The organism is Alteromonas sp. AWJ4_197 (assembly GCF_056160285.1).
This window is the reverse complement of record NZ_JBSWWW010000003.1, coordinates 163,314-187,759: the sequence shown is the minus strand read 5'-3', so window position 1 is coordinate 187,759 and position 24,446 is coordinate 163,314. Positions and strand designations below refer to the sequence as shown.

Annotated in this window: 21 protein-coding genes and 1 riboswitch; of the genes, 8 read left to right on the top strand and 13 right to left on the bottom strand. The window is 50.6% G+C overall.

The window, feature by feature from the left end; genetic code table 11:
- Nucleotides 1-72: 72 nt before the first annotated feature.
- Nucleotides 73-1,317: a DUF4861 family protein gene (locus tag ACXAGC_RS07435; protein WP_474843728.1), complete on the top strand. Its 1,245-nt coding sequence runs from the start codon at nt 73-75 to the stop codon at nt 1,315-1,317.
- A gap of 149 nt (nt 1,318-1,466) precedes the next feature.
- On the opposite strand, the gene thiH is transcribed toward ACXAGC_RS07435, so the two are convergent.
- The 6 genes from thiH to thiC are packed head-to-tail and all read right to left on the bottom strand — an operon-like array spanning nt 1,467 to nt 7,715.
- Nucleotides 1,467-2,582: a 2-iminoacetate synthase ThiH gene (gene thiH, locus ACXAGC_RS07430; protein WP_474843726.1), complete on the bottom strand. Its 1,116-nt coding sequence runs from the start codon at nt 2,580-2,582 to the stop codon at nt 1,467-1,469.
- Nucleotides 2,579-3,349: a thiazole synthase gene (locus tag ACXAGC_RS07425; protein ID WP_474844148.1), complete on the bottom strand. Its 771-nt coding sequence runs from the start codon at nt 3,347-3,349 to the stop codon at nt 2,579-2,581. Before ACXAGC_RS07425 ends, thiH begins: the two co-directional genes overlap by 4 nt.
- 2 nt (nt 3,350-3,351) lie before the next feature.
- On the bottom strand, nt 3,352-3,552 hold the full coding sequence (gene thiS / locus ACXAGC_RS07420) for a sulfur carrier protein ThiS (protein WP_474843724.1): 201 nt from the start codon (nt 3,550-3,552) through the stop codon (nt 3,352-3,354).
- Nucleotides 3,549-4,307, bottom strand: a complete 759-nt coding sequence (locus tag ACXAGC_RS07415) for a HesA/MoeB/ThiF family protein (protein WP_474843722.1) — start codon at nt 4,305-4,307, stop codon at nt 3,549-3,551. Before ACXAGC_RS07415 ends, thiS begins: the two co-directional genes overlap by 4 nt.
- Nucleotides 4,294-5,832: a thiamine phosphate synthase gene (thiE, locus tag ACXAGC_RS07410; RefSeq protein ID WP_474843720.1), complete on the bottom strand. Its 1,539-nt coding sequence runs from the start codon at nt 5,830-5,832 to the stop codon at nt 4,294-4,296. Before thiE ends, ACXAGC_RS07415 begins: the two co-directional genes overlap by 14 nt.
- Nucleotides 5,832-7,715, bottom strand: coding sequence for a phosphomethylpyrimidine synthase ThiC (thiC, locus tag ACXAGC_RS07405; RefSeq protein WP_474843718.1), 1,884 nt, complete (start codon nt 7,713-7,715; stop codon nt 5,832-5,834). Before thiC ends, thiE begins: the two co-directional genes overlap by 1 nt.
- Before the next feature lie 95 nt (nt 7,716-7,810).
- A riboswitch (TPP riboswitch) is annotated at nt 7,811-7,924 on the bottom strand.
- A 201-nt stretch (nt 7,925-8,125) separates the two neighbouring features.
- Between thiC and ACXAGC_RS07400 the strand changes: the two genes are divergently transcribed.
- On the top strand, nt 8,126-8,359 hold the full coding sequence (locus ACXAGC_RS07400) for a FeoA family protein (RefSeq protein WP_474843716.1): 234 nt from the start codon (nt 8,126-8,128) through the stop codon (nt 8,357-8,359).
- Between the two features lie 44 nt (nt 8,360-8,403).
- Nucleotides 8,404-10,218, top strand: coding sequence for a ferrous iron transporter B (gene feoB, locus ACXAGC_RS07395; RefSeq protein ID WP_474843714.1), 1,815 nt, complete (start codon nt 8,404-8,406; stop codon nt 10,216-10,218).
- A 77-nt stretch (nt 10,219-10,295) separates the two neighbouring features.
- Here feoB and ACXAGC_RS07390 read toward each other — a convergent pair whose 3' ends face one another.
- Both ACXAGC_RS07390 and ACXAGC_RS07385 read right to left on the bottom strand, forming a co-directional pair.
- Nucleotides 10,296-11,435, bottom strand: a complete 1,140-nt coding sequence (locus tag ACXAGC_RS07390) for a FecR family protein (RefSeq protein ID WP_474843712.1) — start codon at nt 11,433-11,435, stop codon at nt 10,296-10,298.
- Nucleotides 11,432-11,974, bottom strand: coding sequence for an RNA polymerase sigma factor (locus ACXAGC_RS07385; RefSeq protein ID WP_119499754.1), 543 nt, complete (start codon nt 11,972-11,974; stop codon nt 11,432-11,434). Before ACXAGC_RS07385 ends, ACXAGC_RS07390 begins: the two co-directional genes overlap by 4 nt.
- Nucleotides 11,975-12,195: 221 nt before the next feature.
- Here ACXAGC_RS07385 and ACXAGC_RS07380 point away from each other — a divergent pair, with 221 nt between their 5' ends.
- A complete protein-coding gene (locus tag ACXAGC_RS07380) occupies nt 12,196-14,799 on the top strand; it encodes a TonB-dependent receptor (RefSeq protein WP_474843709.1) in 2,604 nt (867 codons plus the stop codon).
- An 87-nt stretch (nt 14,800-14,886) separates the two neighbouring features.
- Nucleotides 14,887-16,287, top strand: a complete 1,401-nt coding sequence (locus ACXAGC_RS07375) for an amidohydrolase (protein ID WP_474843707.1) — start codon at nt 14,887-14,889, stop codon at nt 16,285-16,287.
- 85 nt (nt 16,288-16,372) lie between these two features.
- Here ACXAGC_RS07375 and ACXAGC_RS07370 read toward each other — a convergent pair whose 3' ends face one another.
- From ACXAGC_RS07370 to ACXAGC_RS07350, 5 genes are read right to left on the bottom strand one after another with little or no spacing between them, the layout of a single operon-like run.
- A complete protein-coding gene (locus ACXAGC_RS07370) occupies nt 16,373-17,557 on the bottom strand; it encodes a heme biosynthesis HemY N-terminal domain-containing protein (protein ID WP_474843705.1) in 1,185 nt (394 codons plus the stop codon).
- The gene (locus ACXAGC_RS07365) at nt 17,554-18,717 is read right to left on the bottom strand and encodes a uroporphyrinogen-III C-methyltransferase (RefSeq protein WP_474843703.1); all 1,164 of its coding nucleotides are present in this window, start codon (nt 18,715-18,717) and stop codon (nt 17,554-17,556) included. Before ACXAGC_RS07365 ends, ACXAGC_RS07370 begins: the two co-directional genes overlap by 4 nt.
- Before the next feature lie 3 nt (nt 18,718-18,720).
- Nucleotides 18,721-19,431, bottom strand: a complete 711-nt coding sequence (locus ACXAGC_RS07360) for a uroporphyrinogen-III synthase (RefSeq protein WP_474843701.1) — start codon at nt 19,429-19,431, stop codon at nt 18,721-18,723.
- Between the two features lie 12 nt (nt 19,432-19,443).
- Entirely contained in the window at nt 19,444-20,385 is a 942-nt protein-coding gene (gene hemC / locus ACXAGC_RS07355) for a hydroxymethylbilane synthase (protein WP_474843699.1), read from the bottom strand.
- A gap of 18 nt (nt 20,386-20,403) precedes the next feature.
- The gene (locus tag ACXAGC_RS07350) at nt 20,404-21,075 is read right to left on the bottom strand and encodes an alpha/beta hydrolase (protein ID WP_474843697.1); all 672 of its coding nucleotides are present in this window, start codon (nt 21,073-21,075) and stop codon (nt 20,404-20,406) included.
- 85 nt (nt 21,076-21,160) lie between these two features.
- Here ACXAGC_RS07350 and gmk point away from each other — a divergent pair, with 85 nt between their 5' ends.
- From gmk to spoT, 3 genes are all read left to right on the top strand, one after another.
- Complete coding sequence (gene gmk, locus ACXAGC_RS07345; protein ID WP_474843695.1) at nt 21,161-21,799, top strand: guanylate kinase; 639 nt, start codon at nt 21,161-21,163, stop codon at nt 21,797-21,799.
- 107 nt (nt 21,800-21,906) lie between these two features.
- Nucleotides 21,907-22,179: a DNA-directed RNA polymerase subunit omega gene (gene rpoZ / locus ACXAGC_RS07340; protein ID WP_119499763.1), complete on the top strand. Its 273-nt coding sequence runs from the start codon at nt 21,907-21,909 to the stop codon at nt 22,177-22,179.
- 143 nt (nt 22,180-22,322) lie between these two features.
- Nucleotides 22,323-24,431 (top strand): bifunctional GTP diphosphokinase/guanosine-3',5'-bis pyrophosphate 3'-pyrophosphohydrolase, encoded by a 2,109-nt coding sequence (spoT, locus tag ACXAGC_RS07335; RefSeq protein ID WP_474843692.1) that lies wholly within the window; start codon nt 22,323-22,325, stop codon nt 24,429-24,431.
- Nucleotides 24,432-24,446 lie beyond the last annotated feature (15 nt).

Genomic DNA, 24,446 nt, shown 5'->3' with positions numbered 1-24,446 from the left:
AATTGTCAATATATTAGTGCAAAGTATTTCCCCGAATAACGACCTCTAAACGACGAAATCACGGAGCGCAATATGAAGAAATCAACCCTGCCACTGAGTATCATTCTGGCGTTATCCGCTGCCGCATGCAGCCCTGATAAAAACCCGTCTTCTAGTCAGGAAAGTCAGGAAAAACAATCATCTGCAGAATCTGTTGTGAGTAAGGTCAGCGTGAGTAATCCGGCCAGCGGCGCAGCGCTTCCGCAACTTCTGCGTTTTCCGGCAAGCGCTTTTGATGACGACAATGCAGTGACAAAAAAAGTGACAAACTTTCCTTCTGAGTGGACAAAAGATCAGCAGGGAAATGATGTTCTTAACGTTTTAGTCACATTGGATGCCGGTGAAAAAGCCACAATTGCTCTGTCAGATTCAGCCCCGGATGCACCGGATGTTGCTTACACTGAATTGTCGGTTCGTCAGGGCGGTGAATGGGATGGTAAAGAGTACAAAGCAGACGGTTTCAGCTTTGAGAATGTGGATTCTTTTACTGCGCCTCCGCAACTGACTGATCATTCATACTATTTACGTTATGAAGGACCGGGCTGGGAAAATGACCTGGTGGGGTACCGCTTATATCTGGACTGGCGTAACGGCACGGATATCTTCGTGAAAACCGGTAACGAACCCGTGCTGCATCAGGTTGGGCAGGATGGCTACGACAGCTATCATGATTTGTCTGACTGGGGCGGCGATGTGCTGAAAGTGGGTAAAGCGCTGGGTCTTGGCTCTTTTGGCCGTATAGAAGGCGACACGGTAATGCATATGCAGAACGTGGACGAGATGTCCTGGGCACTGGGCCATGACGACAGGCTGTCTGCCGGGTTCACTGTTAATTACAATGGCTGGGATGTGAATGGTAAGAAGCTCGATGCCAGTGCAGATTACGAAATTCACGCCGGTGACCCGTCAACCACGGTAACTGTGTCGTTAAGCGGGACAGCAGATGACCTGGTAACTGGGATTGTTAAGCATGACAACACCCAATACATCGAACTGGAAATGAATGGCTGGGGCGTCATTGCCACCTACGGTAAGCAAAGCTTGCTGGGCGCAGATGACGAGCTGGGCATGGCACTGTTCTACAAAGTGGACGATATCTCCCGCAAGTTTGAAGCGGAATATGACTATTTGATTCAGTTCAAACCTGCAACAACCATGGAATATCAGTTCATGGCAGTATGGCCTTCTCACCCTGACAGCCCTGACGACGAAAGCGGTTTTACAGAACTACTGAAAACCAAACTCAAAGCATTAGCCAGCCCTGTAACAGCGGGGTAGGTTGATCCGGGAAGCAAGCCGGACGCATGAGCTGGGAAACCTTGATGCGTTTCAAACACGCTGTGAACCCATCCATGGGAGCTCCACAGCCGCATCCCTGCGGCTGAGGGTTTGAAACGCATTCAAAGCTTCCCTTTTGCCCGGGCTGCTTAACGGCCGAATGCATTCAGCCAGTCTGTCCATACGGGGTCGAGTCCTCGGGCGGTGAGGCTGTTTGCCACTGCACTGGCTGAGCGGGTGTCTTCGGTTGAGAATTGCTCCAGTGCTGTTGTGGGAGCGCTGTATCCACCAGGTTGAGTTTGCGATGCGGCAGACAATTGATTAATGGCCAGTGGTACTACGTTGTCGCGAAATGCCGGGGATTCCCTTGTGGAAAGGCTTAGTTCCACTTCCGGAAAACACAGCCGGTAAGCACAAATCAGTTGTATGAGCTGTTTATCTGATACCTGACTTTTCTGCGTTGCCTGGTCACCGGCGCAGGGCTTGATGCGGGGGAACGCAACAGAGTAGCGGCTTTTCCAGTAGCGCTGTTGTAACAGAGTTAGATGTAACGCGGTAAATGCGCTGTCTGTCCGCCATTCGGATAACCCGAGTAATGCGCCGAGACCGACTTTGTTCATACCAGCTTCGCCAAGCCTGTCCGGTGTTGCTAACCGCCAGTCGAAATCCTGCTTTTTGCCCCGCAGGTGATACTCCGCATAATGGGTGCGATGATAAGTTTCCTGATAAACCAGCACACTGTCAGTTCCGGCTGCAGCAAGGGCACGGTATTCATCTGTAGAAAGCGGTTGCACCTCCATGGCAACATGGCTGAAGTGAGCCTTTACTAACTCCACTGCTTGAAGAAAGTAATCCATACCCGCTTTCGTTTCGTGCTCGCCGGTAACCAGCAAAACAGAATCAAAGCCCATTTTCTTGATGGCATAAACTTCCTCTGATATTTCAGCCATGGTCAGTTTCGTGCGTTTAATTTTATTGCTCATAGTAAAGCCGCAATAGGTGCATTCGTTGGCGCACAGGTTTGACAGATACAAGGGCACGAACAAAGACACGGTATGCCCGAAACGCTGGCGCGTGAGGGCCTGTGCCTTAACAGCCATATCCGGCAGAAATGCTTCTGCGGCAGGGGATATCAGCGCAAGAAAATCCTGCCAGTGCCGGACGGGGCGTTGTAGTGCTGACATCACATCTGCCGCGCTTTTGCTGTAAAGCGCAAGCCTCACATCGTCCCAGTCTGTGCGGGACAGCTCTTCTGCCACTGTCATGATAACCCTGCCAGAAACTGTGTGAACGGGCTGGTGGCAGAAGCTCGGGAGTTAACCGGTGCGGCACCGGCCAGCCAGGCCTCGCGGCCGGCATCCACGGCTTTTGCAAACGCACTGGCCATGGCAACCGGTTGGGTAGAGGCAGAAATGGCGGTATTTACCAGTACTGCATCAGCGCCCATTTCCATGGCTTCGCAGGCATGAGAGGGAGCGCCGATCCCTGCATCAACCACCACCGGGATTCCGGCCTGTTCAATGATGATATGCAGGAACTCGCGGGTTTGCAGGCCTTTATTGGAACCGATAGGTGCGCCAAGTGGCATCACTGCTGCGCATCCGGCTTCTTCTAAGCGCTTGCACAAAATAGGATCCGCATGACAATAAGGCAGCACGTTAAAGCCTTCTTTACACAACACTTCAGCGGCTTTGAGTGTTTCCACCGGGTCTGGCAGCAAAAAACGCTGATCGGGATGAATTTCCAGTTTCAGCCAGCTGGTACCTAACAGCTCTCTGGCCAGACGGGCCGCATAAACCGCTTCTTCCGCTGTCGCCGCACCGGAAGTGTTCGGCAGTAATGTAACCGGCAGCGAACGTAGAACGCTGAGGGTAGGGTCGGGCACGTCGCCTTTTGAAAGCCGTTTAAGTGCCAGCGTAACAAGCCGGGTCTGGCTGGCGACCAGGGCATCTTTCATGATGTCAGGGTGACTGAATTTCCCTGTACCGGTGAATAATCTGGATGTAAAAGTAGTGCCGGCAATTGTCAGCATCATTAACCTCCCGCTACCAGAGTAAAGAGTTCTACGGCATCGTCAGGTTGCAGCTTATGATGTTGCCACTGGCTGGCCGGAATGATTGTCTGGTTTACCGCTACAGCCACTGACGGGGTTTGCTGCAGATAGTCACTGATCGCATCGGCGAGCAGGCTGCCTTCTGGCAGAGTAAGCTTGTCACCGTTACACAATATGTTCATGGTTTTCCCCCGATATGATTTGAGCATGCCGGACACGCCGGATTTTTATTGATTCTGAAATGCCGCAGGGTGAGGGCGCGGCCGTCGTAGACGTGAAGTTGTCCGAAATCCACAGGCTGAATGCCGCACAGGTAACTGAGTGCAAGGCTGGCCTGGAACTGACCGGCAATGGCAACTACAGGACTAAATATTCCCTGCTCTATGCACGTTTGTGGGTGCTCACTAATCTGTTCCATGCATTCATAACAGGCCGAACCGGATACCGGATTCTGCGCCAGCGCCGTGGCGGAAAAGCCTGCGGCACTGGCGGAAATGAGCGGCAGCTTATGTTCAAGGGACAGTCTATTGACAAATTTTCTGCTGGACACGCTGTCTGTGCAATCCAGCAGTAACGAACAGTACGGCAGGTGAGTGGCAAGTCTGACGGGATCGGCAGGGTCGTAGATACATCTTATCTGACACCTGCCATGCATGGCTGTCAGTCGCGACCGTGCAGCATAGACTTTCTTTTGTCCCGCATCGGCTTCGGTAAACAGCCACTGGCGGGGTAAATTACTGATTTCCACCATGTCATGGTCGATCAGCACAATTTCGCCCACACCGGCAGACACCAGTGCCATGGCTACCTGACAACCCAGTCCTCCGCAGCCGAACAGCATGACTTTTGATTGCATGAGTTGCAGCTGGGCTTCCTCATCAAAATTATCCAGCAGTAAATGACGGCTGTAGCGGGAATACAGTTCAGTGGTCAGCACGGCGGCACCTCCCGCGCAATGCGTTGACGGCGTCTTCCGGGTTATCGCTTTCTGTAATAGCCGTTACGACGGCAATGGCATCTGTGCCTGTGGCAGCCACGGTGTCGATATTACTCAACTTAATACCGCCGATGGCCACAGTAGGAATGCCGTGATATTTGCAAAGTGACACGTAGTCAGCCAACCGCGCCGGCCCTTGTGGTGCAGAGGGCATATCTTTCGTTCTGGTAGGAAAAATATGACCCAGCGCTATGTAAGAAGGCCGGATTTGAATGGCGCGGCACAGCTCTGCATATCCGTGAGTCGAAATGCCCAGCCGCAACCCGGCACGGGCAATGGCACTCAAATCGGCAGTGGCGAGATCTTCCTGCCCGAGATGCACACCATATGCCCCGTGTTCAATAGCCAGTTGCCAGTGGTCGTTGATGAAAAGCTGGGTGTTGTAACCGGCAGCCATAGTTACTGCTTCGCGGATGGTTTCACTCAGCGCTGTACCGGCGGATTTTATCCGCAACTGGATAATCTTAAGATTTAAAGGGAGAAGGCGCTGCAGCCATTCAAGGCTGTCGACCACCGGGTAAAGCCCGGGCGCAGAATCCAGCAAGTTAGGGAAAGAATAGTTATTCTTTGCCGGTATCAAGCCTTCAAAAACTGCCGGGAAGTAGGGAAGCAGTGAGGCGGGAAGCGACGGGGCCTGTTGTTCAACGAGCATCCCACGTTCAGACGGTGGGCGATGAAGGACAGCCGTTTCAGTCAGAACAAGCTCAGCCTGTTGCCAGGCTGCGGCAACCACAGCTGCGGCCAGCGAAACCGCATCTTCGGTAAAGTATTGCTCAGCCAATGCACCGGCGATAGCCGATGCAAGCAGGCAACCGGAACCCCTTAAATCAAAAGGCTGCCGTGCTTTGTGCACAAAACGCCGGACGTTTTCTTTGCTGTACAGCACATCACAGATTTCCGCCGCGTTCCCGGAGTCGGGCCGGAGCGATGACTCTGGTCTGTGACCGCCTTTTACCAGTACCTGATCGCAGCCGGAAGCGATAAGCTGATGGGCTGCTGCCAGCTCATCTTTGGCTTGCCGTAACGTAAAGCCTGTCAGCCAGGCCAGTTCACCATAGTTCGGCGTGATGAGCGTGACGTAGGGCAATAGTCCGGCGATAGCATCAAACGATAATTCACCGAGCTTACTCTTTGATGATGTCTGTAATACAGGGTCCCAAATTACGGGAATTTGCGGATATTCAGACAGTTTCTTAATAAGCACACGGATCTGTTCATCATTCGCCAGCGCACCCACCTTTATCACCGCAGGGATCTGCGGCTGAAAAGCGACTTGCAGTTGTGCCGAAAATGACGCCGGCGATACCGGAGAAACGTGCAGCACGCTGTCATGAGTTTGCGCGCTGACCAGCGACACCACATTGAGCTGGTGGACAGCAAAACATTGCAGCGCACGCTGGTCCTGCTGTAAACCGGCGGCGCCGGAGCTGTCGGTGCCGCCAATGGTTAAAACACGGGGTAACATTATTCGCCCTCAGCAACGGCAGCATCAACGTAGAGAGCGCGGCCGGAGGCAGAAAACTTCTTCGCCATATCGGCCATGCCCTGTTGCTTCGCTTCTTCCGCCTGTGCATGGTCACGGACTTCCTGAGAAATCTTCATGGAGCAGAATTTCGGACCGCACATGGAGCAGAAGTGCGCCACCTTGCTTGAAGCTTGCGGCAGGGTTTCGTCGTGATAGGCGCGGGCGGTAAACGGATCCAGTGCCAGATTAAACTGGTCTTCCCAGCGAAACTCAAAGCGGGCTTTCGACATGGCATTGTCGCGTATTTGTGCGCCGGGGTGACCTTTTGCCAGGTCTGCTGCGTGGGCGGCAATTTTGTAAGTAATCAGGCCCTGCTTCACATCTTCTTTATCCGGCAGGCCAAGATGCTCTTTGGGGGTGACGTAGCAAAGCATGGCACAGCCATACCAGCCAATCAGTGCTGCGCCGATCCCGGACGTGAAATGGTCATACCCCGGGGCGATATCCGTTGTCAGCGGACCAAGGGTGTAAAACGGTGCGCCATGACAATGAGATAACTGCTCATCCATGTTCTCTTTGATCAGGTGCATAGGCACGTGGCCCGGACCTTCTATCATCACCTGAACGTCATATTCCCACGCGATAGCTGTGAGTTCGCCTAAGGTGCGCAGCTCGGCAAATTGTGCTTCATCGTTGGCGTCTGCAACGGAACCGGGGCGCAGACCGTCACCCAGTGACAGGCTTACGTCATATTGAGCGCAGATTTCACAGATTTCGCGGAAATGTTCATACAGAAAACTTTCCTGATGATGATACAAACACCATTTCGCCATAATGGCACCACCACGGGACACGATACCCGTAACGCGCTTAGCGGTTAACGGTACAAAGGGTAAGCGCACGCCGGCATGGATAGTAAAATAATCCACCCCTTGCTCTGCCTGTTCAATCAGGGTGTCACGAAAAACCGGCCAGTCGAGATCTTCAGCGACGCCATTGACCTTTTCCAGCGCCTGATAAATGGGCACTGTGCCAATGGGCACCGGGCTGTTACGCAGCAGCCATTCACGGGTTTCGTGAATATTGCGGCCGGTGGATAAGTCCATGATGGTGTCTGCGCCCCAGCGTGTGGCCCAGACCAGCTTTTCCACTTCCTCTTCAATGGACGAGGTCACCGCGGAATTACCGATGTTGGCATTCACTTTGACCAGGAAGTTTCGTCCGATAATCATCGGCTCAGCTTCAGGGTGGTTGATGTTGGCCGGAATAATCGCCCGGCCTTCTGCGACTTCACGGCGCACGAACTCGCCGGTGATTTCCGGTGGTATGTTTGCGCCGAAGGCTTCTCCTTTGTGCTGCTGGTTCAACAGTTCATTTTTGATCGCAGCGCGACCCATATTTTCGCGGATCGCGATGTATTCCATCTCCGGCGTCACTATGCCCAGGCGGGCATAGTGCAATTGCGTTACTACCTTGCCGGCAGCGGCTTTACGGATGGTATTTTTCGCCTGAAAACGAATAGATTCTGAGGTGATGTCTGCATCCCGCGCCTGCGTATAGGATGATTCAGATGCGGCAATGGCTTGCGTATCGCTTCGTGCGTTAATCCACTCAGCGCGGCAATGCGGAATGCCTCTGGTCACATCGACTTCACAGGCCGGGTCGCCAAATACACCGGAGGCGTCGTATACGGGAATATCCGGATTGATTTCTTCTTCCTGTTCGCTGATGCGGGTAGGAGACTGGGCAATCATCCGCATGGGCACACGAATGGACGGGACAGATCCTTCCTCGTACTGGCGGAAAGAATTAGGAAAAGCTTCACCTTTCAGTGATTGTATAAATGTTTGTGCCTGCTGGCGTTTCTCGCGTCGTGTTGACATAGCATTTGTTCCTTTTCGGGTGATAAATGCTTGTCAGGAGTGAGTACACAAGGGGCAACACCGGCAAACAGACGGTCGTCTGTTGTGATGGTGGAACGGTGTTGCTGCTTGTTCCCTTCGCAGGTATTAGCCTGATCAGGTTCTACGGATCCCGCAATGCGGTCTCAGCTTGCTTTCATGTGAAAGACGAAGCACTCCGACAAGTTCTGTTTTTACTATAATCATGGATTAGAAAAGAAAACAAGCTTTGTCTTAACGACAGAGTTGGGGCTTTCAACGTTGCAACGCAGAAAGTATCTGGTTCATATCTCCACTTTCTTGTACTCTTCCAACAGATTTTCAGGTCCGGAGCACCGGATTTTGCTGTTCGGTAAAGAATAGGCAAACAGCACTTACTACAGAGACATCCTATGACGTTGTGGGAACTTACTACCAAACAGCAGGCGTTAATCAGCTCGGTTAATTCAGACCTGGCTGAGAATGTGAAAGAGCGGCTTTCTGAAATGGGCATTCAAGTTGGCAGAGATATTCAGTGTGTCAGAAAAGGCCCGCTGGGTGGGCCAATCGTGATGCAACTGGGTGGCAGTGTGTTTGCTATCGAAGAAAATCTCGCCGCACAAATCGAAGTTGAAGTGCGTAACTAACGCTCACTTTTCCGCTGTCGCCAGTAACAGGATACCTCTTTTTCATGCAACGCATTTTAATGGTCGGAAAGCCCAATTCCGGTAAGAGTCTTTTATTCAATCAATTAACCGGTCTGCGACAAAAAGTCGCTAATTATCCCGGTGTTACCGTGGAAGTTAAACGGGGTCAATGTCAGGATTTTGAAGTGGTGGACTTGCCCGGCACTTATACGCTTCGTGGCCTGAGCCGTGATGAAGAAATCGCAATTAAAGAAATCACCGCATCGGTAGAACGTGACGATACCTCTCTTGTGGTTTGTGTACTTGATGCCACCCGTTTAGAGCGCAGTTTAGTGCTGGGGCTGCAGGTGCAGAAACTGGCAAAAGCCAACAATAAAGCTGTACTCTTTGCCCTCAACTTCATCGACGAAGTCCGCAGGATCGGCGAAGATATCGACACAGAGACGCTGAGTAAAGAATTGGGTAGTCCGGTAATGGCACTGTCGGCAAGAACCCTGGACGGGTTACACGAATTTAAGCAGACCATGCTGTCTGTTGCCAGAGCGCCGTCAGGTCATGTCCCGACGACATCCCTGGCAGAAGGGGAGTCCGCGGTAAACCAGAGTCAGGCACTGGCTTCAAAGTACGGCCTGCAACTGGATGTTGTGCTGAAAAATCAGAACAGCTTCGACCGCTTCCTGTTAAACAGCTGGACCGGCTCTCTGGTATTCCTCGGCGTCATGTTCGTACTCTTCCAGAGTATTTTTACCCTCGCAGCCCCCCTGATGGACGGCGTGGAAACGCTGATCGGCAGCGTTGCTGAAGGTGTCAGTGCCATTACGCCAGAAGGTATTGTTACCGACTTTTTTAACGACGCCATATTCGGCGGCTTAGGCTCTTTCCTGGTGTTCGTACCGCAAATTATGGTACTGACCTTCATTATCGGCTTGCTGGAAGACAGCGGTTATCTTGCCCGCGCGGCGCTGATGTGTCACCGCCCGTTGAGCGCAGTGGGTTTATCAGGCAGAAGTTTTATTCCTTATCTTTCGGGTCATGCCTGCGCCATTCCTGCCATCATGGCGGCCCGTACTATCGAGTCGCCGCACAAGCGCCTTATCACCATGCTGACCATCCCGCTGATGTCCTGTTCAGCCCGTTTGCCGGTTTATGCCTTGCTGGTTGCGGTACTGGTGCCGGAAGACGGTACTTTCCTGGGCATTTTTGGTCTTCAGGGGGCTGCCTTCTTCGGCCTGTATTTCTTCGGTATTATTACGGCCCTGATTGTCAGCCAGTTTCTGTCGCGCTTCTTACCGGGAGATCTGGAAGAGTCAGACATGCCGTTCATTCTTGAATTACCCACTTACCGTTTACCACACTGGAAGCCATTAACCTTCCGTGTTATCGACAGCGGGTTGCAGTTTGTCCGCCGCGCTGCACCGATTATTTTCGTGGTGTCGGTGGGGATCTGGATCCTGGGTTATTTCCCAATGGGTTCTACTCTTGAAAACAGCTGGCTCGGGCAAATCGGCCATGTTATCCAGCCTGTATTCGAGCCGATGGGTCTGGACTGGCGTTACGGCGTGGCAATACTGATGTCGTTTCTCGCCCGTGAAGTATTCGTCGGTGCGCTGGGTACATTGTTCGGTATGGATGACGCTGAAGACAATGTGAATGGTCTGGCCGAACGTATTCAGGCTGACGGACTGACAACCGGCGCCGGCCTTGGCCTGGTGCTGTTCTACGTTGTGGCGCTGCAATGTGTGGCAACCGTTGCCATGCTGAAAGGTGAAACCGGCAGTAATAAGCTCGCATGGGGCCTGTACGTCGGATACGGTATCCTGGCCTATGTTATCGCCGTACTGGTGAATATGTTGTACTGATAACGGGTAAACAGCACGTTATTAAGTGTGCTAACCAAAGAGCGGGGAACTTGATGAGGTGCTGTTTACACCAACCGTTAACGGTCATACACCGTAACTTTGTTTATATCTGTTTTTTCGATTCTTGCTTTGCCTGAACTTTCTAAAAAATTCAGCAGAGACATCGGGTCATTGGTTTCAAATACACCGGTTACAGACATACCTGATAAGTCCGCAGAGGCGATGGTGACCTGCAATGCATTATAGCGATTAAATTCGCGAACTACGTTATCTAAACGGTCGTTCCGGAAAATCATTTCTCTGGATTTCCAGGACGTCTCTCTGGCTACATCCACCGATGCTTCTGTATGAATATTACCATTGTCCTGAAGCACAGCTTTTTGTCCCACAGTCACCAGCAGAGGCCTGTCTTTAGTTAAGTCCGGTGCAGTAAAGTCAGTCAGCTTGATGCCGGTGGAGCGAAACGGAATCAGTTGTTCTTTTTTCGCTTCTCTTGCCAGTGCGACTTCTCCGGTAAGCACTGTCAATGCAACACTTCCGGGTTCACTGCGGACGTTAAATTCGGTGCCCAGCGCCTGAAACATTGTGTCGTTAACCCAGACCCTGAAGGGCTTTTGAGGATTATGTGCAACTTTGAAAATTGCTTCTCCCTGATGCAGGACGATGTTTCTGTATTTCTGCGTATAGTTAATATCTACAGCAGTCAGCGTGTTCAGGTAGATAATCGAGCCATCTTCCAGCGTGATGCTTCTTTGCTCGCCCAGTGATGTTTTGTATTGTACAGGCTGATTTTGCGCGACAGGCGTTTCGCCGGCGCTTTCAACCGGCAGCATCTGATAAGCGAAAATAGCACCAGCCAGCAGACAGGCAGCAACCGGAAGCCAGCGGGTTTTCCGGGGGCGTCCGGACGTTTCGTGATCCGAATTATTACTGGTCAGGTTCTGATGTTGAGTGATAGGAGTCACCTTACTGCCCGCTGCTGATTCTACCTGAGCGAGTAATTTGTCGACGGATAACTTTTTACCCTGATCAACATCTGACATCAGATCCAGCAACACGCATGCGTGGATAAATTCCTCCACGTGAGCAGGTCCCATCAGCAACCAGTGCGTCAGTTCACGGCGATCTTTTTCGCTCAGTTCTCCATCGTCCAGCAATACCGCCCAGTAGCTAGCTTGTTCAATGATCAGAGAATTAGATTGTTTAACCATATTCATGATGCATCACTCGCAATTTGCGCTTTGCGACATTCTGTCATAGCACGGGTTAAGTATTTTCTGACGGTGTGAATAGAAATTCCCAGTTTTTCTGCAATTTCCGCATGATTAAGGCCATCGCGCTTCCTCAGCAGTAATACTGACTGATAAACAGGTGGAAGTGTAACTAGTATTTTCTCCAGTTCTTGTATAGCTTTCTGCCGCTCAAGTTGCAGGTGAGGGTCTTCATTGCCGGGAAAATTTTCCAGACCATCAGTAAGAGGTGTTTCATTTTGAGCAATCCGCTCATTCTTTGAACGCATTTCATGCACAAGATTTGCGGCAATACGAAACAAGTAGGCTTTGGGTTGTTCTATGAGATCTTTTCTTTCTACATTCATCAGCCGCAGGTAAGTCTCCTGCGAAAAATCCTGAGCCTGCTGATTGTTATTCGAACGACGCATGAAGAAGGCAAACAGTTCCTTATAAGAACTGTCGTAGAGCCCTTTTACAAAGCTGCTGCATTTACTCTTTTTATTCGTCGCAGTGTGGTTGCCCATAGAGAAAGATGTCTTGTGCCGGAATTCAGAGGGGAAGATGAATTAATACTTATCAAAATCAGATTAAAACTTCGCGGAAGTTTCAAGATAAAAAAAATAAGTACCTAAATCCAGCACTTTCACACTCTTTATTTATTAGTGGGTTTTCTGCCCGCATAAATAAAGGCTTCGCAACGAAGCCAATGATAATTATATGTAGTACGGATATAGGAAATACAAGCATGAGAACTCGTGTCCCCAAATTTAAGAAGAAGCCAGTCGTCTTGTCAGTGATGCTGTCACTGGCCGGCAGCTTTGGCGTTGCTGCAGAGAATATTGAAAATCAGGAGCAGTTACAGGTTACGGTGGGGCAGGTTCCGCTGGACCGGGCTTTGCAGAGCATCGCAAAACAATATGGAAAGCAGATTGTTTTCTTCTCCAATGTTGCAGACGGCCTGACAACTGAAGCGTTTTCCGGAACGTATAGCGAAGAAGCTGCTTTTAATAAGCTCCTGGAAGGGACTGCGCTTAGTTATCGCTATATCAATAAGAAAACCATCGCTATTGAAAAGAAAAATGTGGATGAAACCGTTGAGGGAAAAAAGCCCGCAGCGTCTACTGACGCCTCTGCGCAGTCAGCCGAAGCGAATAGCGGGGCCGTTAGCAAAACAAGTAAGGGAAAGGTTGAGAACATTACCGTTACCGCACAACGCCGTACTCAAAATTTACAGGAAGTACCGGTTTCCGTTTCTGTCATGAAGCGTGACCTGATTGAAAGTGCGTCGACCGCCGGTGACGATATCCGTTTCATGTCAGCCCGCATTCCAAGTCTGAAAATTGAATCTTCGTTTGGCCGTTCTTTCCCCCGCTTTTATATTCGCGGTCTGGGCAATCAGGATTATGATGTAAATGCCTCTCAGCCGGTATCATTGATCACTGATGATGTGGTTCAGGAGAACCCGCTTTTAAAAGGTTTCCCCGTCTTTGATGTGGAGAGTGTTGAAGTGTTACGGGGTCCTCAGGGTACGTTGTTTGGCCGTAACACACCTGCAGGACTGGTAAAGTTCACTTCGAACCGTCCTACGCAGAATTTCGAAGGTTATATCAGCGCGTCTTATTCGTCTCTGGACACATTGTCTACCCATGGTGCTATTAGCGGTGGCCTGACAGACACTGTGTCTGTGCGTGTGTCTTTACTTAACCAGACGCGTTCAGACTATATTGATACCCGTGCGCCGGGTTTTGAACAAAACGATATTCTGGGCGGTTATGACGATCGAGCTGCCAAAGTGCAGGTGCTCTACGAGCCAAACAGTCAGTTCTCGGCGTTATTTAACTACCACACCCGTGATTTGGATGGTACGCCCACGGTGTTCAGAGCCAGTGCAATAAAGCCCGGAACCAACGACTTCGTTGATGGTTTCGACCGCAATGTGGTTTATCACGATGCCGCGCAACGTGCTACGCAAACGGTGAAAACCGAGGGCGGAAGTATGAAATTGGAATATTTCACGACTGATTACACGTTTACCTCTGTAACGGGCTATGAAACTGTGGAAATGTACTCACAGGCCGATGTCGATGGTGGTTACCGGGTAAGTAGTTTTGCTGATCCTTCCGGCTACACCGGCGAATTGGGCACTGTTCCTTCTTTCTCAGTTGAAAGTGCCGACGGTATTCCTGACCACAGCCAGTTCACTCAGGAGTTGAGAATGGCTTCAAACGAGTTGGGTGCGTTTGATTATCAGGCTGGTGTGTTCTTCTTCACAGAAGATCTGGATATCGACACCTTCCACTACAACGAAGACGGCAGCTTAAAGCGGTATCTGACCCAGAACCAGAAAACTGATGCATGGGCTGTGTTCGCCTCCGGTGATTACGAAGTCAATGACAAAACCAGTGTGACTGCGGGTATCCGGTATTCTAAAGATAAGAAAGACTATTTCTCTCAGCGAATCATCTCGACCGCCAGCGACGGTGAGTTTTTTGACCCTATGTATGCTGACACGAAAGATTCTGCTATCAGCTGGGACTTGAGCGCAATGTATCAGTATTCGGATGACACTAATCTGTATACCAGGCTGGCAAAGGGGTTCAGAGCACCAAGTATTCAGGGCCGTGTTGTCAGTGGCAGCGACCCTAAACTCAGTGTTGCAGACTCAGAAGTTATTCACTCGGTAGAAGTGGGTGCTAAATCAGACCTGCTGGACAATGCAGCACGGGTAAACTTCAATCTGTTTTACTTCCAGATGAACGATCAACAGTTAACGGCTCAATCATCTTTTGATGAAGGGGCTGCCAAAGAGTTAGTTAATGTTGATAAGACAGTAGGCTACGGGTTTGAATTTGAGGGCGAATACGCTATCACTTCTGACCTGCTTACAACGTTAGGGGTCAGCTACAACAACACTGAAATTAAGGATGAGAACGTAGCTATCTCAACCTGTAGTTTCTGTACAGTGTTGAACCCGGTGGATGAAAATGGGCTGATTAGCGTTGACGGTCTTTCTCTTCCGCGGGCACCTGAGTGGATTGGTAATTTCACTATGCGCTACAGCACCGAACTTGGCGATGGTGAGTTATACCTCTACACCGACTGGTCCTATGCCAGTGAAGTGCGGTTCTCACTTATTGATGCACTGGAAATGAGACAGGACCCTTACCTTGAAGGCGGCGTGCGGGTTGGCTACCTGTTCATGGTCGACAATTATGATGTGGAAGTTGCAGGTTACGGCCGTAACATCACAGATGAAACAGCGTTAATTGGTGGCGTGACGATAAATAACCTTGCCGGTGTGGTGAATCAGGGCAGAACCTGGGGAGCCGACGTTAAGGTGAAATTCTAATCTGTTGATCACTCTCTGATGGTTGTACTGCCGGGTCAGCCCCCGTAGCAGTACAACCTTTTTCATCTCCCCGTAAGGTGTTTTCTTATGAAATTTACCCGCGTTATTACACTTGTCTCACTTATCGGCGCTTCATTGTCTGCATCAGCGGCGCAATCAGTCGATATTCTTATTACCCGTGGGCATATCCTCTCTATGGACAGTGCTTTGACAGAGTATGAATCCGGTTTTGTGGCTGTTAAAGACGGGCGTATCGTGGCGGTCGGTCCACAAGAAAAAGCATCAGATTACCGTGCCGGCACTGTCCTGGATGTGGACGGTGATCTGGTTTTGCCAGGGTTTATCAACACACATACTCATGCCTCGATGTCCTTATTGCGTTCACTGGGTGATGATGTGCCTGACCGGCTGCATAAGTATATGTTTCCTCTTGAGAAGCAATTCGTTTCCCGTGAAATGGTAAGGTTAGGTGCTGAGCTCGGTAATGTTGAAATGCTTAAAGGTGGCGTGACCACTTATGCGGATATGTACTATTTTGAAGATGAAGTCGCAAAGGCTGTGGACGAAATTGGTTTGCGCGCTGTTTTAGGACAAACCGTGATTCAATACCCTCAGGCCGATGCTAAAACCGCAGAAGAAGGGATTGATTATGCGGTTAAATTCATTAAAAGCTATGCGGATCATCCGCGAATTACTCCCGCTTTTGCGCCTCACGCTCCATACACGAATACCACCGGCACTTTGCAGAAAATTTCAGCACTTTCTGAAGAGTTCGGTGTGCCTGTACTGACGCATCTTGCTGAGTCTGAAAGGGAGGAGGAGGTGATTGCTGAGCGCAGTGGCGGATTATCTCCGGTGGCCTATTTAGAAAGTATCGGTGTGCTTAACAATAATCTGATAGGGGCCCACGTCATCAGAGTGAGCAATCAGGATATTGCCCTTCTTAAAAAGCATCATGTTGGTGTAGCGCATAATATGAGTGCAAACATCAAATCAGCAAAAGGCGTGGCGCCGGTGACAGAAATGCTGAAACAGGGCGTTGATGTTGGTCTGGGCACTGACGGCCCGATGTCAGGCAACACACTGAGCTTAATTGATGAGTTTAATCAGGTAGCTAAACTTCACAAGTTGTGGACGAATGACCGGACTAATATGCCAGCCGTCGAAGTGATAAAAATGGCAACCTCAGGCAGTGCGAAAGTGCTGAATATGGAAAATGAGATTGGCTCTCTGGAGAAAAGCAAACGGGCAGATATCATCGTGATTGATACCAAATCGCCTAATATGACGCCTGTTTATAATCCTTACTCTGTGCTTGTGTATTCAGCTTACGCGACAAATGTAAGGCACAGCATTGTGGAAGGCAAACTGCTGATGAAAGACAGGAATGTTCTCACTGTAGACGAGCGCGATATCGTTAAAAGAGCAACTGAATTTAGCAACAAAATAAAGCAGGCTTTAAAGGCACAGAATAAGCCTGTTTTATAGATTGCAGGCTTCTGTTTACTTCTCTTATGTTGCCCCGCCGGAATCGCAAGACTGCGCGGGGCTTTTATTTTCCGCTACGAATTATTTACACCAGCGCGTTCTGACTGACTTCCATACTACGTTTGTACATGGCAAGGGCGCCGGTGGCATCCTGCTTGCGCTCACGGATTTCTGCCAGTGCGATAAGATCCTGCTGGTTTTCATGTAGTTTGATGGCTTTTAGCAGCACTTTCTCTGCAAGTATGTCGTCGCCGGCGTTCAGTGCTAACTGACCCAGGCAGGAAAACAGAACAGGGTTGGTGTCGTCGTGTTTTATCCACTGTTCCAGTGCGCGGATTGCATTTGCCGGATTAGGAATACTGATTTGTGCCATGTAGGGAAGCAAGATCGGATCAGGGCCCTTCTTCTGCCACTCAACCAGGCAGGTTTCTGCTTCTTTGTGCATGCCCTGTTCCAGCAATTGCTGTGCGTAAGCAGCACGGTACGCGTTGTCTGCACGGGCTTTGCGGGGCATGTTTTCCCAGTGTTGCTTCAGTGCATTGGCACCTTGCTTACTGGCAATTTCAGCAAACTTTCCTTTCGCTATTTTCTGCGCCCACAGTACGTAATCGTCTTTTAATGGTTTGCGCCATTGGGGCAAAACTTCTTCCAGTGACTGCCACTGACCCAGTTCGCCCATAGCACGGGCCTTAAGCCGGATAACCTGCGGATTCTTCTGCGCTTTTTCATCCAGTCCGTTCAGCTTGTCCAGTGCATCCTGCTGGTGTCCCTGTTCGAGGTCGAGTCTTGCCAGCGCAACATGGGCGGCTACTTTAGCGTTGTTAAACTCTGCAGCGCGGTCCAGTAAATATCGTACCCGTTCCGGTTCGTTCAGCGCCTTGGCCACCTGTGCAGCAGCCAGAAAATTCACGCCGTCGAAATCGCCGTCAGTGGTATCCTGCAGTGCTTTTTTCGCCGCGATGAAATCGCCTTCAACCATTAACTGAAGACCATTGTAAAAGCGTCGCTGGCGCTTACGGCGGGAAAGTCCGCCAAACCATTGTCTTGAGCCTTTAAATAACCCGAGAGTGCGGGAAAGTAACCGCCAGATGATCCACAAAGCCAGCAGACTGAAAAAAACGGTAATACACAGGCTGACAACTGACATTTCAATGTGTAACTGACCCATGGAAATCAGCACATAGCCTTTGTCGCCAATAACCTGCGGCGCAATTAACATTGCGGCAAGTACCGCTATAACCAGCAGAATTGCGTAAACTAACCGTTTCATTGTGCTGCCTCTCCTTTGCCGTAAGCGGCTTTAACGCGGGATTCCAGCAAGCGTTGAAGCGGTGCCATAGCACTGAGTTCTTCCGGCAGGTTTTCCTGAACGTTGGCTTCACCAAGGGCATCCAGGGTAGACAGTGCGCCATTAATTTCCGGTGCATCAGTATCAAATTTATCATTCAGCAGGGCTTTAGCGTTTGCAACCGACTGTTGATACAGATTGTCTTCACCGCTCATAGCAGCAGACTGTGCCTGCATGATTTGCAGTTTAAGCTGCTCTTTGTACAGCCACATTTCTTCAGCAGTCATCATAGGTGCAACAGGCGCATCAGTGCGTCGTACTGAAATAAAATCGTCAACAATAGAATGCCAGACTTTCGCCAGATTACTTTTCCAGTCGTCTACCGATTCAGACAGCGCTTCCTTGCCTGTATTTTCATCCGGACGGGTGAAGGTTTTTAACGGCAGCGCGTCTACCTGAGACAGGAAACCTGACAGGGTTAATGCAAGTTTAACGGTGTCCGTGCGGTTAACCTGACGCAGTGTCTGAATGTCCTGTGCAATCAGCCCGCGCACCGGGATCACTGACGGATCGGAAAGCTCTTTTAAACGCTGGTCGGCATTTTCAAGCAGCAGTACTGCGGTATCTGTATCATGTTCAAGCCACACTTTACGGCCGGCCATGCGTACCAGATAATCCGCTTCAGCCAGCAACCAGTCTGACGGGCGGCGGCCTTCCATTTCACCTAACTGTGATAACAGTTGTTCGGTTTGCAGTTGCAGGGACTCTGTTTTTTCCGTCAGGCTGTTCACCGTGCCGGCAAGTGCTTGCTTACTTTTTTCCAGTTCGATGAGCTGACGCTGGAGTTGTGCGTTCTCATCGTTCAGGTTGCCCAGTATTGCCTTTTGCGCCGACTGCTCGTCTGCCAGTGCGCTCTGACCACTGTCTTTTTGCCACAAAAACCAGTAGCCCGCCGCTGCTGTACCGGCTGCAATCAACAAGGTGAGGATAATGACAATCCATAAGCCGGCGTGGGACGGATGTTTGGAAGTAGTTTCATCGCAGGCCTTGTCTTTGCCGGATGCCGTTGACGACGGCGTGATGTCTTTTTCTTCAGGCAACACCAGTGTGGAATCCGTATTGTGTTTATCGTTGTCAGCCATGGTTTACTCCCAATTTTCCTTTATCCACGCACATAGCGTGTTGTCACTGGCGTCACTGCAAACGGCAACCTGCGTTGCACCTGAGGCGCTGATTTGTGCTGCTACTCTGTCGCTGACGGTCAGCCAGCGTTGCTTTCGCAACATGTTAGTATCATAAACGCGAAACAGCTGCTCTGCCATTTCGCCGCTGGTTGCCACTATGCCTGTAATCTGTGGCCACTGCCAATTATCTGTTTGTATAGGTTTTTCCAGCAACAGGCGCTGGTAGACCGCAAATTCTTCTACGTGGTTTTGCTGCAATAAGAGCGTGTCCCGTAAAGTGGTTCGACCACCTTGCCCTTTAATAATAACGATTTGTCGCCGGTTTGCACTATTGAGTTGTGATAACGCCAATAAACCTTCTGAATTTTGCTGCTCCGGCACTGCTACAGACAGGCCATATTCCTCAATCATCCTGGCGGTTGATGTGCCTACCGCAAACCAGCGGGAGGGCAATGCTGACAGTGGCAACGCAGATAACAATTGCGCGGCAAAGGCACTGGTAACGATGATGTAATCTGCAGGCTGCGTTGCAAGATGATGTGCAAGACGGCTAAGTTCTTCTTCGCATGAAGTGATGGTCAGCGGGGCGACACCAGAACATGAAATACCCGCCAGGCGAAAGGCTGCGACACTTTTCGCCAGCTTCTGCTCAGGGCGGGTAATCAATATCATAGGTTTAAATGATTAGTCGTGCAGGGCGCTTAAGATCTCGCCGGCACCCTGTGACAGTAACGATTCTGCCACTTCCACACCCAGCGCTTCTGCCCGTTCGCGATGTCCGGTTGCAGATGCATACAGTAAGGTTGCGCCGTCGACGCTGCCGACCATACCGGTCAGTGTGATGGTGTCGTTGGCCAGCGTGGCATAACTGCCGATGGGTACCTGACAGCCGCCTTCCAGACGGGTATTCATGGCACGCTCGGCGAAAACCCGGTCTGCGGTATCTGCGTGGTTGAGCGCACCGAGCAGGGCAATCAGTTCGATGTCGTCGTTGCGGCATTCTATGCCGACAGCGCCCTGGCCTACCGCCGGTAAAGATAGCTCGGGAGACAATTCATGGTTGATGCGGTCCTGCATCCCCAGGCGGATAAGTCCGGCGGCGGCGAGAATGATGGCATCGTATTCGCCGTTATCCAGCTTCGCGAGGCGGGTATTCACGTTGCCCCGTAAGTCTTTAATCTTTATGTCAGGACGATATTTACGTAACTGGCACTGACGGCGCAGGCTGGACGTGCCCACGACCGCACCCTGAGGCAAATCATCAATGCTGGTAGCGGTATTCGACACAAAAGCATCGAAGGGATTCTCCCTGGGACAAATAGCGTGTAAACCAAAGCCTTCGGGAAATTCCACCGGCACATCTTTCATGCTGTGTACCGCAATATCTGCACGGCCTTCCAGCATGGCCACTTCCAGCTCTTTGATAAACAGGCCTTTACCGCCAATTTTGGCCAGCGGCGTATCGAGAATTTTATCGCCCTGGGTGCTCATGGGCACCAGTTCTACGTGCAGGCCGGGGTGGGCCATCAGCAGTTGTTCTTTGACATAATCTGCCTGCCATAAGGCCAGCGCACTTTTGCGGGTGGCAATACGGACGGTAGTTCGGGAAACGGGTTGTTCACTCATGGGTAAATCCTGAAAAGCTTAGTCGAGCACAGTTTGCAGCCAGCGGCTGATATCCTGAATTTCCTGTACACATACATTATGTTGCATAGGATAGGTTTGCCAAGTCGCTGAAAAACCATTGTCTTCAAGTGCGGTATGAGCCATTTTGCCCAGCGAAGCAGGCACCACTTCGTCATGGATGCCATGGGCCACCATCACCGGCGTAGACTTGTTTACGTCACTGGCTTCTTCCGCCAGCTTGCCCGGTTTGCACATATAGGTAGACAGCGCCATGATGCCTGCTATTTTATGCCGAAGACGGGTGCCCAGATGCAGCGCAATCACACCGCCCTGAGAAAAGCCGGCCAGCACCATTTTTTCATACGGGAAGCCGGCTGCATGCTGGGCTTCAAGTAGTGCATTTACCCTCTCTGCAGATTCGATGACGCCGGCTTCATCAGCGCGGTTATCGAGATCCATGGTTTTAATGTCGTACCAGGCACGCATACGCATACCGCCGTTGATGGTTACCGGACGCTCCGGCGCATGAGGAAACAGAAAACGTACTGGTAAAGCCGCCGGTATCTGCAGTTCGGGGACAATAGGGGCAAAGCCGTGTCCGGAGTCACCTAAACCGTGCAGCCAGATAACACAAGCCTGCGGGTTGTCACCCGTATTTGCTTCTACGTAGGGTAATAAGGCTTCTTTCATAATGTCGCTTCTGTTACTCAATTCTTAGCGCTATGCTACCATTGCCGTCTGAAATCACCACAACATGATGACAAAAAGCAAGATTATGGCTTCTCTACTTGGTAATTTGTTTATTCTCGCAGCCCCTTCTGGTGCGGGAAAGTCCAGTTTAATTAAAGCATTGCTGGAAAAGCATGACGGAAATCAACAATATCCCATGCAGGTGTCAGTTTCTCACACCACCCGTAAGCCACGGCCCGGAGAAGTCGACGGCGTACATTATCATTTTGTCAGTCATGAGCAGTTTGAAGCACTCATCGAGCAGGGCGTGTTCTTCGAATATGCTGAGGTGTTCGGTAACTACTACGGCACGTCCCGTGTGACCATTGAGCAAACTTTGCACCGCGGTATTGATGTGTTCTTAGATATCGACTGGCAGGGTGCCCGTCAGGTGAAAAAAATCATGCCGGATACCTGTGGCATTTTCATCCTGCCGCCTTCTACAGAAGTGCTGCGCCAACGGCTGACAAACCGCGGGCAGGACTCAGACAGCGTTATTGAAGGACGCATGCAGGAAGCGGTATCTGAGATGTCTCATTATGCTGAATTTGACTACGTACTGGTGAATGATGATTTCTCTGTGGCGCTGGCAGAATTAGAAGCCATTGTGTGTTCCAGGCGCCAGCGTACTGTTAAGCAGCAACTACGTCACAAAGCACTGATTGCAGATCTGGTGGGATCGTAAAAGATCTTGCTGATTAAACCTACAAAATACTAGGACTTGAAAGGCATGTGTTGTATACTGCGCGGCCATTTTGAGTTTTACGCTTTTATTCATTTTCGGAGAGATACATGGCACGCGTAACCGTAGAAGACGCCGTTGATAAAGTTGGTAACCGCTTTGACCTCGTACTGGTTGCAGCACGACGTGCTCGCCAGCTGGCAACCGAAGGTAAAGAAGCACAGGTTGATGTGCAAAACGATAAGCCGACGGTTACCGCTTTACGCGAAATCGAAGAAGGCCTGGTTACTGCCGATACGCTGGATCAAGATGATCTGCGTGATCAGGAAAGACAAGAAAGCGCGGATTTCGCTTCTGTAGCGAACATCCTGTCTGAGCAATAATCAGCGGATCGCTGCTGTCATTCAGACTATACAAACGCCAGTGAGCTTTTAATCGGGTTCACTGGCGTTTTGCTATTGGCATTCCCTACAATACTTCATTATTCTGTTTCTATTGGCTTTATTCGCAGGAAAGTTGTCTACACGTGTATTTATTCGAGGGTTTAAAACAAAAAATCTCTGAGTATCTGTCAGCAGAACGGGTTCAGCTGGTACAGGACAGCTTTGTTTTAGCTCATGAAGCCCATGACGGACAGATGCGATCCAGTGGCGATCCCTACATTACTCACCCTGTTGCTGTGGCCGGTATTCTGGCTGATATGCATCTTGATCACGAAACGCTGATGGCTGCGCTGCTGCACGACGTGATTGAGGACACCCACTACAACCAGGAAGATCTGGCTGAAGCCTTTGGCGATACTGTTGCCGAGCTGGTGGAAGGGGTAAGTAAGCTGGACAAAATTGCGTTCAGCAGCAAGCAGGAAGCACAGGCAGAGAACTTCCGTAAGATGATGATGGCGATGGTGCAGGACATCCGCGTGATCCTCATCAAGCTGGCCGATCGCACTCACAATATGCGTACGTTAGGGGCGCTGCGTCCCGATAAGCGACGCCGTATTGCCCGTGAGACGCTGGAAATCTATGCGCCGATTGCCCATCGTCTGGGTATCCACGATATTAAGAACGAGCTGGAAGATCTTGGTTTTCAGGCCATGTATCCCATGCGTCACCGTGCCCTGAAGTCTGCGGTGAAACAAGCCCGCGGTAACCGCAAAGAAATTATCGATAACATCCGTCAGGAACTGGCTACCCGTCTCGGCGAGCACAAAATTGAAGGCGATGTCATCGGCCGCGAAAAGCATCTGTATTCAATTTACCGCAAAATGAAGAACAAGGAGCTGATGTTCAACGAAGTAATGGACATCTATGCCTTCCGTATTGTGGTTGAAAGTGTGGACAACTGTTATCGCTCGCTGGGTGCCATGCACAGCCTGTACAAGCCCATCGAAACACGCTTCAAAGATTACATCGCGATTCCGCGCACCAACGGTTATCAGTCGCTGCACACGTCGTTAATTGGTCCTCACGGTATTCCGGTGGAAGTACAGATACGCACGCTGGCCATGGATCAGATGGCAGATAAAGGGGTCGCAGCCCACTGGCTGTACAAAGAACCGGGTGACAGTGACACAACTGCCCAGCTTCGTGCCCGTAAATGGATGCAGTCACTACTTGAACTGCAGCAGAGCGCCAGTTCCAGTTTTGAATTTATCGAGTCGGTGAAAACAGACTTATTCCCTGAAGAGATTTACGTATTCACGCCGGACGGCCGTATTATCGAGCTGCCCATGGGCGCCACTGCCGTAGATTTTGCCTATGCTGTTCACTCGGACATTGGTAACACTTGCGTGGGTGTGCGGGTAGAGCGTCGTAACTACAGCCTGAGTAAGCCGCTGGAAAACGGCCAGACGGTAGAAATTATTACCTCGCCGAAAGCCAAGCCGAATGCTAACTGGCTGAACTTTGTGGTCAGCGCCCGAGCCCGTACCCGCATCCGCCAGTATCTGCGCAGACAGCATTCGCAGGAAGCGGTGAATATGGGTAACCGTCTGCTTCGTCATGCGCTCGGTACAGCGAAACTGGATGATATCAGTCAGGAAGATATCGACCGTGTGGTTGCGGAAACCAAACATCAAACCTTCGAAGACTTGCTGACAGACATTGGTCTGGGTAATGAACTGAGTGCCATTGTTGCCCGGCGCCTGTTGGGTGAATCGGCAGAGATCCCGGATAAGAAAGGCAATGTGGCTATCCGCGGTACAGAAGGCCTGTTGGTGCACTACGCCCGCTGCTGCCATCCCATTCCTGATGATGAAATTGTGGCGGTACTCAGCCCCGGCCGTGGCATGACGATTCACCAGACGGGTTGTAAAAATATCCGTAAACTGGCTAAAGAAGAGCCTCAGCGTGTGCTTCCCATGCAGTGGGACGATACGCCACAGGGCGAATTTAAGGCTTCGCTGCGTATTGAACTGTACAATCACCAGGGTACACTGGCGAATCTGACCAATATGATTTCCAGCTGCGATTCCAACATTATTGGGCTCCAGACAGAAGAAAAAGAAAGTAATATTTATTTCATCGATATTGAATTAACGACACATAACCGCGTGCATCTGGCGCGAATTATGAAGAAGATCAGAACCATGTCAGAAGTGCAGAAGGTCTCGCGTCACAGTCAATCCCGACACTAATTTACACAGGATTCA